Genomic DNA, 517 nt, shown 5'->3' with positions numbered 1-517 from the left:
CGACGCCTTGCCGCCCAGGCCACCAGACCGAGGCCCAGCGCCATCAAGGCGTAGGTGGATGGCTCGGGGATCGGCGTGACCGGCAGGCTGCCCGGGTCAGGAACGCCGCCGGGCAAGCCGGGAATTCCGGGGATGCCGGGGATGCCTGGAATCCCGGGAATGCCAGGAATCCCACCGCCGCCACCACCCCCTGTGCCGCCACCGCCGGCGAAGGTGATCGGGCTGAGCGGCAGGCCGCCACTGGTGGTCCAGCTGGGGCCCCAGGCGGGATCGTTGAGCTCATTGCCGCCACTGGCGAGGCCCGACTCCGAGCCCGCCGGCAGCAGCGGAGACGATGCGCTCAGACCAGAGACAAAGTTGGGGCTCGCACCGGCAGCTGGCGCTTCGAACTGCAGTTCGCTTTCACCGGGCGGAATGGCCGCCAGGAAGGGGACGGGCGGCGCTTCTTGCGGCCCCACCGCTTCGTCGGCCTGGGCCTTCTGCATCGGCACCCGCGTGACCCGGCTGACGTTGCGAC

The 517-nt window shown here is 71.4% G+C and carries 1 protein-coding gene; it reads right to left on the bottom strand.

Features of this window, described 5'->3' with window-relative positions:
• Window positions 1–517 (bottom strand): PEP-CTERM sorting domain-containing protein (locus JNK74_30320; protein ID MBL7650465.1); only part of this gene is annotated, 517 nt, incomplete at both ends.

The organism is Candidatus Hydrogenedentota bacterium (assembly GCA_016791475.1).
In the GTDB taxonomy this organism is placed as follows: Bacteria; Hydrogenedentota; Hydrogenedentia; order Hydrogenedentales; family JAEUWI01; genus JAEUWI01.
Note: the sequence above shows the minus strand (reverse complement) of the source record. Positions and strands in the feature narration are given on the sequence as shown.